The sequence below is a fragment of the Actinoplanes sp. CA-015351 genome, from assembly GCF_050955685.1.
Classification (GTDB): domain Bacteria; phylum Actinomycetota; class Actinomycetes; order Mycobacteriales; family Micromonosporaceae; genus Actinoplanes.
Genome location: NZ_CP192102.1, coordinates 4,017,884 through 4,032,435 on the forward strand (window position 1 = coordinate 4,017,884; position 14,552 = coordinate 4,032,435).

Annotated in this window: 15 protein-coding genes; 5 read left to right on the top strand and 10 right to left on the bottom strand. The window is 69.7% G+C overall.

Features of this window, described 5'->3' with window-relative positions; translation table 11 throughout:
- The first annotated feature begins 3 nt into the window (after positions 1-3).
- Both ACQP2E_RS18430 and ACQP2E_RS18435 read left to right on the top strand, forming a co-directional pair.
- The gene (locus tag ACQP2E_RS18430; RefSeq protein ID WP_433833281.1) at positions 4-1,125 is read left to right on the top strand and encodes an FAD-dependent oxidoreductase; all 1,122 of its coding nucleotides are present in this window, start codon (positions 4-6) and stop codon (positions 1,123-1,125) included.
- 48 nt (positions 1,126-1,173) lie between these two features.
- Positions 1,174-4,701, top strand: coding sequence for an NACHT domain-containing protein (locus tag ACQP2E_RS18435; RefSeq protein ID WP_433833283.1), 3,528 nt, complete (start codon positions 1,174-1,176; stop codon positions 4,699-4,701).
- A 9-nt stretch (positions 4,702-4,710) separates the two neighbouring features.
- Here the strand turns inward: ACQP2E_RS18435 and ACQP2E_RS18440 are convergent, their stop codons facing one another.
- From ACQP2E_RS18440 to ACQP2E_RS18450, 3 genes are all read right to left on the bottom strand, one after another.
- Positions 4,711-5,463 carry a hypothetical protein gene (locus ACQP2E_RS18440; RefSeq protein WP_433833285.1) on the bottom strand — a complete coding sequence of 251 codons (753 nt, stop codon included), beginning with the start codon at positions 5,461-5,463 and terminating at the stop codon, positions 4,711-4,713.
- A 65-nt stretch (positions 5,464-5,528) separates the two neighbouring features.
- Positions 5,529-6,335, bottom strand: a complete 807-nt coding sequence (locus tag ACQP2E_RS18445) for a hypothetical protein (RefSeq protein WP_433833287.1) — start codon at positions 6,333-6,335, stop codon at positions 5,529-5,531.
- A gap of 251 nt (positions 6,336-6,586) precedes the next feature.
- Complete coding sequence (locus ACQP2E_RS18450) at positions 6,587-7,234, bottom strand: DUF6518 family protein (protein WP_433833289.1); 648 nt, start codon at positions 7,232-7,234, stop codon at positions 6,587-6,589.
- 1,118 nt (positions 7,235-8,352) lie between these two features.
- Here ACQP2E_RS18450 and ACQP2E_RS18455 point away from each other — a divergent pair.
- Positions 8,353-8,793 carry a hypothetical protein gene (locus ACQP2E_RS18455; protein ID WP_111652294.1) on the top strand — a complete coding sequence of 147 codons (441 nt, stop codon included), beginning with the start codon at positions 8,353-8,355 and terminating at the stop codon, positions 8,791-8,793.
- A gap of 3 nt (positions 8,794-8,796) precedes the next feature.
- Here the strand turns inward: ACQP2E_RS18455 and ACQP2E_RS18460 are convergent, their stop codons facing one another.
- The 4 genes from ACQP2E_RS18460 to ACQP2E_RS18475 all read right to left on the bottom strand — a co-directional run bounded on the left by ACQP2E_RS18460 (position 8,797) and on the right by ACQP2E_RS18475 (position 11,838).
- Positions 8,797-9,105, bottom strand: coding sequence for an NIPSNAP family protein (locus ACQP2E_RS18460; RefSeq protein WP_433833291.1), 309 nt, complete (start codon positions 9,103-9,105; stop codon positions 8,797-8,799).
- A gap of 47 nt (positions 9,106-9,152) precedes the next feature.
- Positions 9,153-9,806 carry a hypothetical protein gene (locus ACQP2E_RS18465; RefSeq protein WP_433833293.1) on the bottom strand — a complete coding sequence of 218 codons (654 nt, stop codon included), beginning with the start codon at positions 9,804-9,806 and terminating at the stop codon, positions 9,153-9,155.
- 9 nt (positions 9,807-9,815) lie between these two features.
- A complete protein-coding gene (locus ACQP2E_RS18470; RefSeq protein WP_433833295.1) occupies positions 9,816-11,207 on the bottom strand; it encodes an FAD-dependent monooxygenase in 1,392 nt (463 codons plus the stop codon).
- 160 nt (positions 11,208-11,367) lie between these two features.
- Positions 11,368-11,838: a hypothetical protein gene (locus ACQP2E_RS18475; protein ID WP_433833297.1), complete on the bottom strand. Its 471-nt coding sequence runs from the start codon at positions 11,836-11,838 to the stop codon at positions 11,368-11,370.
- A gap of 75 nt (positions 11,839-11,913) precedes the next feature.
- Between ACQP2E_RS18475 and ACQP2E_RS18480 the strand changes: the two genes are divergently transcribed.
- Positions 11,914-12,594: a TetR/AcrR family transcriptional regulator gene (locus tag ACQP2E_RS18480; protein WP_433833299.1), complete on the top strand. Its 681-nt coding sequence runs from the start codon at positions 11,914-11,916 to the stop codon at positions 12,592-12,594.
- Here the strand turns inward: ACQP2E_RS18480 and ACQP2E_RS18485 are convergent.
- The 3 genes from ACQP2E_RS18485 to ACQP2E_RS18495 all read right to left on the bottom strand — a co-directional run bounded on the left by ACQP2E_RS18485 (position 12,539) and on the right by ACQP2E_RS18495 (position 13,776).
- Positions 12,539-13,177 carry an alpha/beta fold hydrolase gene (locus tag ACQP2E_RS18485; protein ID WP_433833301.1) on the bottom strand — a complete coding sequence of 213 codons (639 nt, stop codon included), beginning with the start codon at positions 13,175-13,177 and terminating at the stop codon, positions 12,539-12,541. The genes ACQP2E_RS18480 and ACQP2E_RS18485 overlap by 56 nt on opposite strands.
- Before the next feature lie 64 nt (positions 13,178-13,241).
- Positions 13,242-13,538, bottom strand: coding sequence for a hypothetical protein (locus ACQP2E_RS18490; protein ID WP_433833303.1), 297 nt, complete (start codon positions 13,536-13,538; stop codon positions 13,242-13,244).
- 49 nt (positions 13,539-13,587) lie between these two features.
- Entirely contained in the window at positions 13,588-13,776 is a 189-nt protein-coding gene (locus tag ACQP2E_RS18495; RefSeq protein ID WP_433833305.1) for a hypothetical protein, read from the bottom strand.
- Positions 13,777-14,236: 460 nt separating this feature from the next.
- On the opposite strand from ACQP2E_RS18495, the gene ACQP2E_RS18500 reads away from it, so the two are divergent.
- The gene (locus ACQP2E_RS18500; RefSeq protein WP_433833959.1) at positions 14,237-14,551 is read left to right on the top strand and encodes an ArsR/SmtB family transcription factor; all 315 of its coding nucleotides are present in this window, start codon (positions 14,237-14,239) and stop codon (positions 14,549-14,551) included.
- The last annotated feature ends 1 nt before the right edge of the window (position 14,552 follow it).

The following is a 14,552-nucleotide window of genomic DNA, read 5'->3' on the forward strand; positions in this document are numbered from 1 at the left end:
ACCATGAAGCGTGCGGTGATCATCGGAGCGGGGATATCCGGCCTGGCCACAGCCCTGCGGCTCGAGCGTGACGGCTGGCGGACCCTGGTTGTCGAGCGCGCTCCGGCCCGGCGCAGCAGTGGTTACCTGGTCAACCTGCTCGGGCCCGGGCACGACGCCGCCGACAGGCTCGGCCTGCTGCCGGCGCTGCGATCACAAGCGGTCGGCGTATTCACCACTGCGCTTGTCCACGCCGACGGCCGCCCCAAGTTCACCGTCCCGGCCGCCGTCGCCGAGGCCGCGGTCGGCCCGCGCCTGCTCACCGTTTTCCGCGGCGACCTCGAAGCGGCCCTGTTCAACGCCGTCCACACCGATTTCCGCTTCGCGACCACCGTCAAAACCATCGATCAAAACCCCGATTTCGTACGCGTAAAGCTCTCCGACGGCACCACCGAGGACGCCGACCTGGTCGTCGGCGCGGACGGGGTTCACTCGCAGACCCGGACGACAGTTTTCGGCGGCGATTTCCGGGTCGATTTCCCGTACGTGGTGGCCGCTTTCGGATTGACGGACGCGCCGGAGGGTTCCGCGACCACGTACATCGGACCTGGCCGCACGGCCGCGACCGTCAACCTCGGAGCGGAACGGTCGTCGGCGTTCTTCACCTACCGCTGCGCCGACCCGGACGCCGAACTGGCGATCGGCCCGGCCGTGGCGCTGCGAAAGGCCTTCGGCGACGTTTCCTTCGCGTGCCCGGAGAACGGAATTCCGGAGGACGCCTACTTCGACAAGGTCAGCCAGGTCGTTTTGCCGCAGTGGAGCAACGGCCGCGTCGTCCTGATCGGCGACGCCGCCTGGTGCGTGACCCTGTTCGCCGGCCACGGCGCGGCCCTCGCGCTGGCCGGCGCCGACCAGCTCGGCGACGCACTCCAGCGCCACGAGAGCATCCCGGAAGCCCTCACCGCATGGGAAGCGGCCCTGCGCCCGATCGTGGTGAAACGACAGGCGGCCGCCCAGCGCGGCATGCTCCAGTTCGCACCACCGACCCGCTTCCACGTGTGGCTGAGCGAACTGACGATGCGAGCGATCACCCTCCCCGGCATCCGCACCCTCGTCCGGCGCGGCATCGAGCGTCAGAACCGGTAACCCGTTCGGCGGACGCCGAACCGGTGCGTATCAGCCATGATGCGCAGTGTGTGGCGTTGGTGGTGGCGTGCGAAGCTTCTCGGGTTGATCCTCGTCGGCGTCGCCGTGGGGATCGGATGCCTGGTCGTCCTGGTCCGGGCCCTGGGCGCGGATCGGACCGTCGTGGCTCTGTCCGGGGCGGACGCCGATCCGGGCAAGCTCGCCGCGGCGAAGGACGCCTTCGGCCGCTGGACCGGCTGGGCCAACATCGTCGCCCTGCCGGTGGGCGGCGTCGGCGTGCTTCTGGTGCTGGTCGAGTGGTTCGTCCGCTCCCGCAGTACCGTCACGGACGACACCAGGCTGATCGCCGAACTCAGCGCCGGCGTCCACAACACGTTGCGCGCCGAACTGGTCTACCGGCAGGCCCGCAACCCGGCCCCGATCATGGTCCGCTGGTCAGCGACAGGCCGACCGGCGGCAGGCTGGGACGCGGTCCTCGGCGACGGCACGGCCGGCGCCGGCCTGCCCCTGATCCTGGACGGCGACGCGGGTGGCATCGTCACCCGCTTCCGTGACCTGCCGAACCGCCAGATGGTGATCCTCGGCGAACCCGGCGCGGGCAAGAGCGTGCTCGCCATGCTCCTGGCCCTGGGCATGCTGGAGAAGCCGGAGGACGACCAGCCGGTGCCGGTGCTCATCGCCGTGAACGAGTGGCGGGCCCGCTCCGAACAGCTTGAACGCTTCCTGGCCCGGCGGCTCGCGGACGCGTACCGAAAGGTCCTGTCCGACGCCGGCGATCCGGACCGCGCAGCGCGATGGCTGTTCGACCACCGACGCATCCTGCCGATCCTCGACGGCCTGGACGAGCTGCCGGCCGGCGAGCGCGGCGAGGCGGTCCGCCAACTGGAGGCCTTCGGCCTGCTCGGGCACCACCTGGTCGTGACGAGCCGCGGCGCCGAGTACTCGGACGCCGTGCGCTCCGGCGGCACCATCCTGACCAGCGCGGCCGTGGTGGAGATCGAACCGGTCGCGGTGGAGACGGCGACCGCGTATCTGTCCTACCCGGAGATGCGCCGCTCGCTCTGGGAGCCGGTGTTTCACCGCATGCGGTCGGATGCGGATGCGCCGGTGTCCCGGGCCCTCACCAGCGCCCTCATGATCGCCCTGGCCCGCGGTGCCTATCGCCAGGATCCTCACCGGCCCAGCGAGCTGCTCGGCTTCACCAGACAGGAGGACGTCGCCCGGCGGTTGATGGACGTGTTCGTGACAGCCGCATACGAGGAGCCGACCGCAGGGGAGCGCCCGGCCAAAGCACGCCGGTGGCTGTCCACGATCGCGTACCACCTGTACGAGCGTGGCACCCGGGACCTGCACTGGTGGGAGATCAAACCGGACCTGCTCGCCCGTCGTCCCCGGGTTGCCCGAGCCGGCACCGTGCTGACCGGCCTGCTGATCATTGTGGGGTGCGCGGCACTGGCCGGTGCGGCGGTGGGCCGCCTGGCCGATGCCGTGCTGGTCGCTCTGGTGCTCACCACCGGAGTCGCCTGGGGCATTCTGGGCGAAGGCCAGGTGGACAAGTCGCGAGCGCACCGGTGGTTACGGAGCCGGTCGTTCGGCGCCCGGCTCCCGCCCACGACCGTCGTGGCCTGCGGCCTCGCGACCGGCTACCTCATCCGTGACCTGGCATACGGCGTCCTGTCGGCGGTTGCTCTGGTGCTGCTCCATGTGCTGTTCAACATCCTGACCAAGGACTCGGGCCAACTCGACCACCGGTTCCGTCGTCTGACCGCAGAGCCGCTGAGCTGGCTGTTGATCGGTATCAACGCGCTCGTGAAAACGATGTTCGGTGTTGCGATCGCCGTGCTGACGGGGCAGGACACGGCAAGTGTGGTGACCGTCGTCGTCGTATATGGGGCGACCGCGACCTTGGCGGCCGGCGCCTGGCGGCGATTGTTGTTCCAAATCACCCATCTCCGTCTGGTCCTCTCCGGCTGGCTGCCGGTTCGGCTGGGTCGCTTTCTCGACGATGCTCACCGGCGGCGGGCGGTGCTCCGGCGTGCCGGTACCACCTACCAGTTCCGGCACGTGCTGCTTCAGGATCACCTCGCCCTCCAGCAGGCTGTCGAGCAGACCCGCGACCGATGGGAACGCGGCGACGAGTCCGCGGCCCGGCCTCTGACCGCGATGCTGATCAGGCTCGGGCGTACCGACGAGGTGATCGACGTCCTGCGCCGCCGCTGGGACGAGGGCGACCGTTACGTGGCGAGCCAGCTGGCGGACATCTGGATCGAGAACGGGAACGTCGACCAGGCACTCGCCATCATGCGGGAGGCCGCTGCGGACAGCAGGAAGTCGGCACGACATGACCGTGAACGCCTGGACAGGCTCCTCGTCGAGCACGGCAGGATCGACGAGCTGCGATCTCGCGCCGACGCCGGTGACCAGGCCGCCGACAAGAGGCTGATGCAGCACCTCACCGACGCCGGCGAACTGGACGAAGCCGTCAGCCGAGCGATCAGCCGTGGCGACTGCGACAGTCCACTGGTCGAGCGGTTGGTCAGCGATGGCCGCTTCGAGGACCTGCGGGCCATCGCCGAGACCGGGGAGGTCTACAGCATCAACGCCTACCTGATCCACCTGGTCGAGGCCGGCCGGACGGCCGATGCCGAGGCGTGGCTGGTGACCCCGAACCGCCGCGGGGACTACGGTTCGCAGCAGCTGGACTCGTTGCTGCTGGAACACGGGCATCACGAGGCGGCGCTCCGGCGAGCACAGGCGGCTTACAGCGACGGAACCGAACGGGCGGCTCTGTGGCTGGCCCACGTGCTTACGCAACAGGGTGACACCGAGGCGGCCGTCGCGCTGCTGCGCAAGGAACCGGGTCACCATGCCGCCGCCCAGCTGGCGGAGATCCTGATCGGCGCGGATCGGATCGACGAAGCGCTGGTGGTGATGAACGATCGGCCGGACGCGGTTTCCGCGCACGTGGTCGACGAACTCGTCGGCAGACTCGTCGCTGGATCCCGTGCCGACGAAGCGATCGCGTTCCTGCGAGTCCGGGTCGCCACCGGTCGGCGCAACGCTGCCGTCCCGTTGGCAGGGCTGTTGATCCGGCAGGGCCATCTGGACGCCGCGGTCGAGGTGACGCGCGAGTTTCCCGAGGACTATCGCAGCCGGCAGGTGGTGGCACAGGCGTTGGTCGATCGTGGTCGCTTCGATGAGGCCATCCCGCTGCTCCGCGGCCGGGAGCTGGTGGATCTGCTGGCCCAGATGGGACGTGAGGAAGAGATCAATACGCTGGCCGATGCCGGCGACAGGGATGCGGAATCCTGGCGGATCGATCAGATGGTCGCTGCGGGCCGCGCCGACGAGGCTGTGGTCCTGCTGCAGGCGAAGGTGGCCGGCGACGTGGGTTTGCTCTGGCCGCTCGTCAATCTGCTCGGGCAACAGGGCCGGGTCGACGAGGCGACCGCCCTCATGCGACGGATTGCCGACGCCGGGGACACCGATGCTCAAGCCTGGCTTGATGCGGTGGAGCTGGGCGAACCCTTCTGGCGACACGGCGGGGCTTGGGGCGTACCCACGAAGGAAGGGTGAGGGGGACGCTCAGGCCGTGGTGAGGAGCCAGGCGGCGGAGCCGGCGGCGAGGATGAGGCCGGCGAGGCCGAACCAGAGCACCAGCGTGCCGCCCATGCCGATCGACGCGCGGCGGGTGGCGATGACCTGCTCGCGGGTGTCCGTGGTGAGCAGTGACAGGCCGGCCATGCTCGGTTTGAGGCCGGCCGCGGTGATGCGGCCCAGGGCGAACACCGTCACGCCGCTGGGGACGCGGACCTCGGTGAGGCGCAGGCGTTCGCTGCGGCGCAGATCGCGGACCACGTCGGGTGGGACGATCCGCGGCATTCTGACCGGGTGGTCGACGTGGTGCTCCAGGTCGATCGTGATTCGTGCGCTCGGCTCACTCTGCGTCGGCGCGTGCAGGGTGCGTCCCTGGTCCAGCAGGCGAGGATCGATGGGTACGCGTCCCGCGAGGTCAGCGAGGCACGGCGGGGACGGTGACGTGATCTCGAGGAGCACGTCGTGGCTGTCGTCGGATGACGCGCGGCTGGGTTCGCGGACCAGTGTCACGCGGTACCACGCGCAGTCCTCGCCGCTGGCCGGGGCGATCTGCGGGCCGGCCGGGCCGTACTCGATGGTGCCCTCGCAGGCGACCCGGCCCCGGGCGGTGACCGGGCTGACCGGAGTGCGGCGCAGCGTCCACAGCGCTCGGAGATCGCCGAACATGAGCAGCAGGAAGATGCCCGCGCCACCCACCAGGATGCCGCCCGCACAGAACGCCACCAGGGCGACGACCATCACGCTGTGACAGTAGGGGACTGCGGCCAGTTTCGATGTCCCGCGTTCGTATCTGTCCAGCTCGGCGGTCAAGCCGATCGCCGGACGAAGATCGGCGCGGCAGATCGCCGGGAGCCATCGGATGGACCGGGCCCCGCGTAGTGCAGCAACGGTGAGCCAAACCCGTAGGGCAGGCGTAATCCGAAGCCGTGTACGGGGGCGGCTGCCGCACATCCGACCGTAACTGCTACCGAAATCGCCAGGCTCGACAACGCCACGGCGCGCAGCGCTTTCGTCGGTAATACTCCGGCTGCGTAGAGACCGGCTGCCCAGGGCAACGACCACCACAGGGCCACCTGCCCGACGGCCGAGAGTCCGGCCTCGTCCCAGAACACGTACGCCGAGATCGGCAGCCCAGCCGCCACTGCCAAACCGGCGGTGACCATGCCGGGCTGCGGGGGCAGGATGCTGGGCCGGTTGGCGCCGCAGCGGTACACCATCACGCTTGCCACGACCGCACCGACGGCGATGACGGCGATTGCGAGTGCCAGCCAGGAGCCGACGAGCGCGCGCTGGCGGCTCGACTCGTCTGCCCCGCCGAAGTTGAGCCAGTCACGGGTGGCCACCATGGCTATACCGGCCACCTGCGAACCGTTGACCCCGCAGAACACCGCGACCGCGCGGGCGGTGGATGGACGGTACGCCGCGACGAGCCCCGCTACGCCAATGATCAAAACGGCCGGCGGCAGCATCAGCGGGTACACCGTCGCGTCTGTGTAGTCCGACGCACTGCCCGGCAGAGCCAGTATCCCGGCGACCATGACGGCCAGCAACGTGATCAGCAAAGCCAGCGACTGAGTGCGTGTTCGGCGCTCATCGCTCAGCCATGCTGTCATCGGTCACCCACGTGTTGCTCCTACCGAAAAGGAAAACGCTCGATCGTCGACCGGACCGCTTCGGGCGGTGCACAAGTCGACCCGGTGGGAACAACGCGGGCTGCAAGCCAAAGAAACGGCGATGCCGGGCGAATTGCCTCACCGCAACCGACCGGCCCCAGCGCAGAGCTGCCAGCCAAATCAGGCACGCTCAGATGCCGCGACTCAATGCACGCCCTGACCAACTCTCGTCATTTCGCGTAGCAGGCGACTCAGCCGCCCCGCGAACCTGGGCCCGTCGGCCTGGACGCCACAGCACTGCGGCTGCGGGACCTCCCTGTGACAAACACGGCGGCGGCTATGGCTGCGATCCAGACGCTCCACCGCACCGGCTCCGCCATCACGCTCGCCGCCGGTGGCGGCAGAACCGCGGTCTGCAAGGCCGCGCCCGCAGGGACGACAAGCGCAGCCACTACCCCGGCCGGACGGTGTAGCCCGATCGAAGCTCCGACAACACCGAGCGGCGGACCGAGCACCACGCTGGCGATCAACCAGAACCGAGGCGCCACGCCCGACCAGGCAGTCCCGTCTAACAGCAGATCCGCGCCGTAGTAAGACGTGGTGGCGAACCCCAGCGCGAGACCACCCGCCAGAGCGCCGCGCCACCTCCCTGCCGCCAGCCGCGCGTGCCGGCTCACCCACCAGCCCGCCAGCACGGCCGTCGCCGCCCACGCCCATCCGGCATCCAGGATCAGACCGGCGAACTCCGCGGCATGCGACCAGCCACCACGCTCAGCACTCGCGGTACCGCCCTCGCCCAGCACCACCGGCACATGATTGACAACCGCGTCGAGGGCGCCCAACAACAACCCCACGGCGGGGCCCACGATCCACCACGACCGCCTGGTGCACAGCATCACGCGATCATGGTGCCGGACCCGCCCGGGACGGCGTTGCCCCGCAGGCGGGCGACCGAGCCTGATCAAGATCAGATAGCCGCTCGGCGAGCGGTCACCACGGTCGAGGTCGTCGCTAGGCTTCCGGGTGCGGGCGTCCGCTGGTGCCGAGGAGAGTGTGCCTCGAACCGGTACTTCCGCACCGTTGCCGACGTATGGAAGATAGGCCGGCCACCGCTCGCTCGGCCCATAGGCCATAGGCCATAGGCCAGCTTGGTCCTGCCCCAATGCAGATGTGGTTACCTCCACAAGGGGTGCATCGCCCGCCCCTCTGTCGGCGATCTTGAGCGTTTCTCTGCTCTTCCAGGCGGGCTCGGGTTTCGCCATGTGTAGAGCGGAAGCGGGTTCGCGGCGGCGTAGCGGCTTCTTTGGTGCGAGGTGCCGCTCGGAGATCTTGTGCGATTCGGCCGGCTGATCGACCGCGGGTGCACGAGTTCGCGGGGCGGTCATCCGTGGCTTGCCGGTTTCGGGTGGTTTGGGAGCGTTGTGATGACGCTCTGCCACGACAGCGGGTGGAGGCGCCGGATCTTGGAGACTCGTGGGTGTTCTGTGCCCCACCGTTTTCCACGGTTCGGCCAACGCGGTGCTGCACAGGTGCGGCGTGGTGAGCGCGGTGCTTCGCCGATCTTGTGGACTTCGGCGAACCGTTTACGCGTAACTCCGCAAGATCGACCGCGCTTTTCCGATCTTGCGGAGTTGTGCGGACACGTCTGCGGGGAAGTCCACAAGATCCAGGCGGGGGAGAGTGGCGCGGGGCAGAACGACGCGGGGCAAAGCGCCGCGGCGTGGGGTGCCTGGGGCGGAGGGCGTCAGCGCCCGGCATGGCGGTGAATTTTGCGTCGTGGCTGATCGCGGTCTGTATCGGGAAACCGCGTCGGCCTGGCGGATCCGTGGGGCCGATCCGGAGGGTCACGAGTTCTGCCTCGTCCAGTACTACCGCTGAGGAGACCGGACTCAACGGCGTCACTGGCCTCGCTACGCAAGCCGTCTTGATCAGTAGGTGGCGCTCGTTCTCGAGGCGGATAGCGGGCAGCCCGCCGAGCGAGAGAAGCCGGCCGGACGCGGCAGGATAGTTTGTCCGGGTGAGTCTTCTTGAGGATGTTGCTGAGCGTGACCACTGGCGCTGCTGGGTGTGTGACGAGCCGGTCGACGCCGACATGCCGGTCAACGACCCGCGCGGTCCCAGCGTCGACAGCCGTACCGCCGACCGCAAAGCCAAGATCGCCGAGCGGCTCGCGCACCGTGCCTGCAACACCCGCAAGGGCGCCGTCAAGGTGGTCATCGCCTGGCCGGACCGGCTGCACGTGATCGAGCCCGCCCCGCTGATCACGGTCGCCGAACGCCTCGAACGCAAGGGCGGCCGCGAGCTGGTGGCCCGCTGCCCGAACAAGAAGGACGCTCAGGAAGCAGCGGACTGGCTGGTCGACCGCTTCTCCCGCCTCGTGCCCGGCCTGCCGGTCACCGCGAGCGTCGACGCCGGCGGCGGCCAGTTCCTGGTGGCCCTGTCCACCGGCCGCCGCTGACCGTCACTCAGGAAGCAGCGGTCGCATGAACGTCCGCTCGTACCGGAGCACACACCCCGACTCGTCGCGGATCCGGTCCGCCGCGACGAACTCGGGGTCCGTACCGAACCGCGCTCGATATTGCTCGTAAGCAGCCAGACTCTCGAAGCTGAACAAGGCCTCGGCCAGGTCACTGGCGCCCTCGGCCGGCAGGAAGTACCCGTGGTGGACGCCGCCGTGCTTCGCCACGAGCCGCATCCACTCCCGGGCGAACCGCTCGAACGCCTCGATCTGCCCGGGGTCGATGACATAGTGCACGACACAGGTGATCACCGAACCAGCATAGGTACGCGCCGGCATCCGTGACCGGGTCGGGCACCTCAGGGGTGGGATGTCAGGGCGTCCCGGGCGGGCCTGATCAGGCACTCGGAGCCGACCGGGACGAAGCCTGACGCGAGGAACGCGCGCAGGGACCGGGCGTTGCCGGGGGAGACCGCCGCGAAGACCGGCTCGCCCTCCGGCACCAGCGTGAGCGCGTCGGCGATCAGCGAACGTCCGTACCCTCGCCCGCCCTCGCCGACGTCGTTGAGCTCGATGCTCAGCTCGGTGCGCCCGGCCAGCCCGCCCGCGACCGCCACGAGACCTCGTTCGTCGCCGAAGACCTTCACGTCGGTACGCACGTCGAGCGCATACCGGATCCGCGGATGCCCGTATGCGTCGTCGAGCGGTGCCAGCCGTGCGGTCCCGCCGGTGCCCCGGCTCACGAGGGTGGCGTCGATGACCCCGATCCACCCGGCCGATCCGGCGAGAAAGCGCAGGAAGTCCGGCGCCATCGAGCCGCCGTACCCGTCCGGTTTCCGCCCCTGAACATCATCGGCGCTCACCGCTGTCGCGACGACGGCGTGCCCGGTGAACGCGACCGAGCACTCCAGGCCTCCGGCCAGTGGCGGCAGGACGGTGACCCCGCCGTCGACGGGCGGGAAGATCCCGTCAGCGGCATCCAGGTAGAGGCGGAGAAGCGGATGAGACGGCACAGCCGGACCCTATCGCGGGCTGCCGAACCAGCGGGTGAGGTGCTGGTCGAGGTCGTGCTGGTCGTCACCGATCCAGGCGACGTGACCGTCGGGACGGAGCAGGACGCAAGGAACGTCGAGTGCCGCCGCGGGGTCGGTGAGGTGGTCGACGCGGTCCGACCAGCCGCCGGTGGTGAGGTGTCCGGTGCGGTCGAGCAGCAGGCCGCGGCCGTGGTGCAGCAGGCTGTAGAGGTTGCCCTGCTTCACCGCGATGTCGGGCAGGCGGCGGCCGAGCAGATCGGGGCCGGGGCCGAAGTCGTACCGGATGCCTGTCGCGGTGATCTTCTCGGTCAAATAGCGGTTCACCTCGTCGAAGTCCATCAGCCTGGTGAGCAGCCTGCGGACGGCCTCCGGGCCCGGCCCGGCGGCGAGGATCTCCGTCTGGGCGCGAGTGTTGTCGAGGACGTCCCCGGCGACCGGGTGGCGTTCCGCCTGGTAGGTGTCGAGCAGTGTGTCCGGCGCCCAGCCGTGGACCTGCGCGGCCAGTTTCCAGCCGAGGTTGAACGCGTCCTGGACACCCAGATTGAGGCCCTGCCCGCCGATCGGCGGGTGGATGTGGGCCGCGTCGCCGGCCAGCAGCACCCGCCCGACCCGGTATCGGTCGGCGAGCCGGGTGGCGTCGCCGAAACGGGACATCCAGCGCGGCGAGTGCACGCCGAAGTCGGTCCCGGCGATGGCCCGCAGCTCGCGCCGGAAGTCCTCGATGGTGGGCGGTTCCGCCCTGTCGCTGACTCCCTCGGCCGGGACGATGAAGCGGTAGACCCCGGGGCCCGCCGGCCGGATGTTGACGCGCCGGTCAGCGACGGTGGTCACGGCCTCGGCGGCCATCTCGCCCATCAGCGTGTCGTTGCGCGCGGGCTCGCCCGGGAAGCCGACGCCGAGCAGTTTGCGGACGGTGCTGTGCCCGCCGTCGCAGCCGGCCAGATACCGGGTACGCAGCCGTTCCCCGCCGGCCAGCTCGACGGTGACACCGTCGTCGTCCTGGTCGATGCCGGTCACCGTGGCACCGCGCCGGACCTGGGCGCCCCGGGTGGTCGCGTGGTCTTCGAGCAGCTGGACGACGACCGGTTGCGGGATGCCGAGCAGGTAGGCGTACGCCGGATCCAGGCCCTCGGGCGCGGGCTTGTCGGTCGCGGCGAAGTAGCTGCCGCCCGGGCGCTGCCGTCCGCGCTCGCGGAGGCGCTCCAGCAGCCCGCGCATGGCCATCAGCTCGAGGCTGCGCATGTGCAGCCCGACGATGCGGGCGAACGACTCGGGCTCGGTCTCCTTCTCCAGGACGAGCGTGCGTACGCCGTGCAGCCGCAGCTCGGCGGCGAGCACCGCGCCGGTCGGGCCGCAGCCGGCGATGATCACATCAAACATGGGTAGTGCCTTTCGGAAGTGGCGGGGCACTCCCGGCGACAACTACCTCAGTCGCACGACCGTGACGGCAGGGGGAGCACCCACATCGACATTGCGTTCATGGGTCTCACCTCCTCAAGCGGTGTCACGTCGGCCGTAAGCATGCCCGTTCGCACCACGATCAGGCAAGCGCCGGGGCAGCGGCGAACGTGCAGACCGCGGCGGCGACGAACAGGGCGTGCAGGATCGTGTGCTCCAGGTTCGGCCGGGGGCGGTCGCCGATCGGCGGCACCACGACGATCGTGTGGGCGTAGGTGCGGGCGTGCAGCTCAGGCCAGCTGACGCCGCCGGCGGTCGCCCAGGGGACGACCACGCCCGCCAGATAGGGCAGCCACCACAGCAACAGCCCGCTGATCGCGGCCAGCGATTCCAAGGAACCGGCGACATAGCCCAGCGCCGGCGACGACACCGCCGCTCCGATCGCCAGGACCACGGCCGGCAGTGTCAGCAGCGGCGCGTTGATCGCCACCTCGGTCCATCGCTCGTTGCGGGCGGCGCCCCGGACGTTGTTCAGCGGAAACAGGTCGACAAGCGTGGTGACCAGGAAATAGGCGACCGCGACCAGGATCAGGACCAGTGCGGGAACGAGCATGACGACCCTCCCAGGTTTACGTCGTAAACATTGCTAGTGTGGTTTACAACGTAAACGAGGTCAAGGGGGTCCGGAGTGCCGAAGGCGGGTTTGACCCGGCAACTCGTTCTCGATGCCGCACTGGACTACGTGGACGCCCACGGCCTGCCGCAGCTGACGATGCGCAAACTCGGCGCTCACCTCGGTGTCGAGGGCATGGCGCTCTACCGTCACGTGCCGAACAAGGCGGCTCTGCTCGACGGCCTCGTCGACCGGGTCATCGAGACCGCGTTCGCCGGCCTGCGGGAACCGGCGCCCGGCCGCGACGACGCCTGGGTGGCCTGGATGCGCGAGTTCGCCCACGGCCTGCGTGCGGCGCTGCTCGCCCACCCCGGTGTGCTGCCGCTGACCGCGACCCGGCCGGTCAGCTCGCCGGACGCGCTGCGCATGTCGGAGCGCTGGCTCGCTGTGATGCGCGCGGCCGGCCTGCCGCTGGGCCGGGCCATGGACATCGTGAACGTGCTCGCCACGTTCACGATCGGGCACACCCTGGCCGAGGCCGGCAGCACACCCGGGCACGAGGAACCGGCGCCCGACCTGGACACCGCGGACCTCGACCCGGTCGAGTTCCCGAACCTCGCCGAGGTGGTCGCCACCCGCGCCGGGCTCGACTTCGGCAGCCGGTTCGCCCAGGCCGTCGACATCCTGCTCGACGGTTACGTCAGAGCAGGTACTGGATCCGCGACGCCAGCCCCTCCGGATCCGACAGCGGGGTGAACCGCGGCCGATGGAGGTCGTCGGCCGGGTGGCGGGCGTGCGGCACCGGGCGCAGGGTCGAGGGACGGTCCAGCCAGGATCGGTACGCGGCAACCAGCCCCGGATCCTCCCGAGGCTCCGCGAACGACCGGAAGCGCTCGGGCACCCGATCCACCCCCGAAGCCGCCACGACGGCCTCCAGCCCCGGCCCGGCCAGGTCAACCGGCTCGTCGACCGTGACGACACCGTGCACGGCGAAGTGGTCGGCGAACACGGTGGCCAGGGGTGCCGAGGTGGCGTGCCCGACCACGACCGGCGCGCGCCGCAGCCCCAGACTTTCCACGAGCCGGGCCAGGATCCCGGCGACCAGCTCCGGGGTGCAGCCCTCCCACATCGGGGTTTCTCCGTGTCCGGGCAGGTCAGGAGCGACAACCGTGCACGACGCGGCCAGATCGGCGGCGAGAGGCCACCACTGGGAACGGTCGAACAGCAGGGCGTGCACCAGCAGTACCGGACGTCCCGGCCCGGACCAGCGGTCGTAGGCGAGACGGTTTCCGGCGAGGGTGAACGTGTGCGTGCTCCGGCACGGCGGGCGGGGGTGCATGGCGGGATCTCCTGCGGGCGGAACGGGGAATGGGGAGCGGCGCGCACGGGGGTGCGCGGGGCTCCTACACCCGCAGGTTCAGCGGTGCCGGAGGCGGATCGGTGAGCGAGCTGAAGACGGTGACCGCCCGGAAGGCCACCTGGAAGACGGGCAGTGCCACGACCTCGACCCGCGGCGCGGGCTGCTTGACCCGATGGGCCGGGCCGGCGTCCGGCTGATGCGTCTCGCAATGGCCGTCGATCGAGAAGCCCACAGCTGCTGTGCCGTGATGGTGGTGCGTCGTCTGGATCAGCACACCGGCGATCAGCGCCAGCACCATGACCACGACGACCGGAAGGATCCGGTGGTTTCGCGCGGTCATCCGCAGACGTTAACCGGCACCGGCTCACCATCGCCAGCGGAGAACGCGCTTACGGCCGGGAAATCCCGTTGAGCAGGCCCGTCGCGGACGCGGAGAACTCCTCGGCCGCCTCGATCGCGCGCTCCACCGCCGTCTGCCGCTCACCGGGCAGCACCCGCCGGGCCGCGGACAACTCGCCGCGCACGTGCAGCAGCCGGGTCAGGGTGTCGTCGAGCAGGTCCAGAATGTCGTGATGCATGGCGGCGTCACCCCTTCGGTGCCGGGCGTACCCGGCTCAAGTCCTCCGCGACCGATCCACCCACAGCTTAACCGGTCAATGTTGCCGACCATTTGCCATTTGTTGCCGACTCCGGCAGCCCCCGTTCAACCAGCCTTCCCCCACGCCGTGGTGCCTCGCCCCGCCCGGCCCGATCTTGGCAAGTTCTGCCCGCGGAGTGACCCGCCGTCGCCAAGATTTCGTCAGCTGGACCGGTAACGGGCCGGGTCGCCTCCGGTGCACTACCGGTTTGAGCGTCACACCCACTGCGGGTGTAGCTACATCCGCAACGGGTGTGGAGCCTAAATAGAACACTGCCCTGCCACGCACGGCCATGCGACCACCATCAGCCGCGAGCCGCGAGCCGCGAGGGCGCGGGGCGCGGGGCGCGGGTGCAGAGGGGGGGCTGGTCTCTTGATAGGCAAGTGGTTGCTTGCCTATTATCGGGGGCGTGAGTGAGGCCGACGGAGACGTCTTCAAGGCGCTGGCCGACCCCACGCGCCGCAAGATTCTTGACGAGCTGGCGGAGCGGGGTGGGCAGACGCTGTTCGAGATCTGCTCGCGGCTGGCCATGAAGCACCAACTCGGCTCGTCCCGGCAGGCGATCTCCCAGCACCTCGAAGTTCTGATCAATTCCGGTCTGGTCACCAGCCGCCGCGAGGGGCGTTACAAGTTTCACGACATCGACACCGGACCTCTGGAACGTCTCACTGACCGATGGCGCTCCAGCACGGCACACGAAATCAAGGAGAATTGAC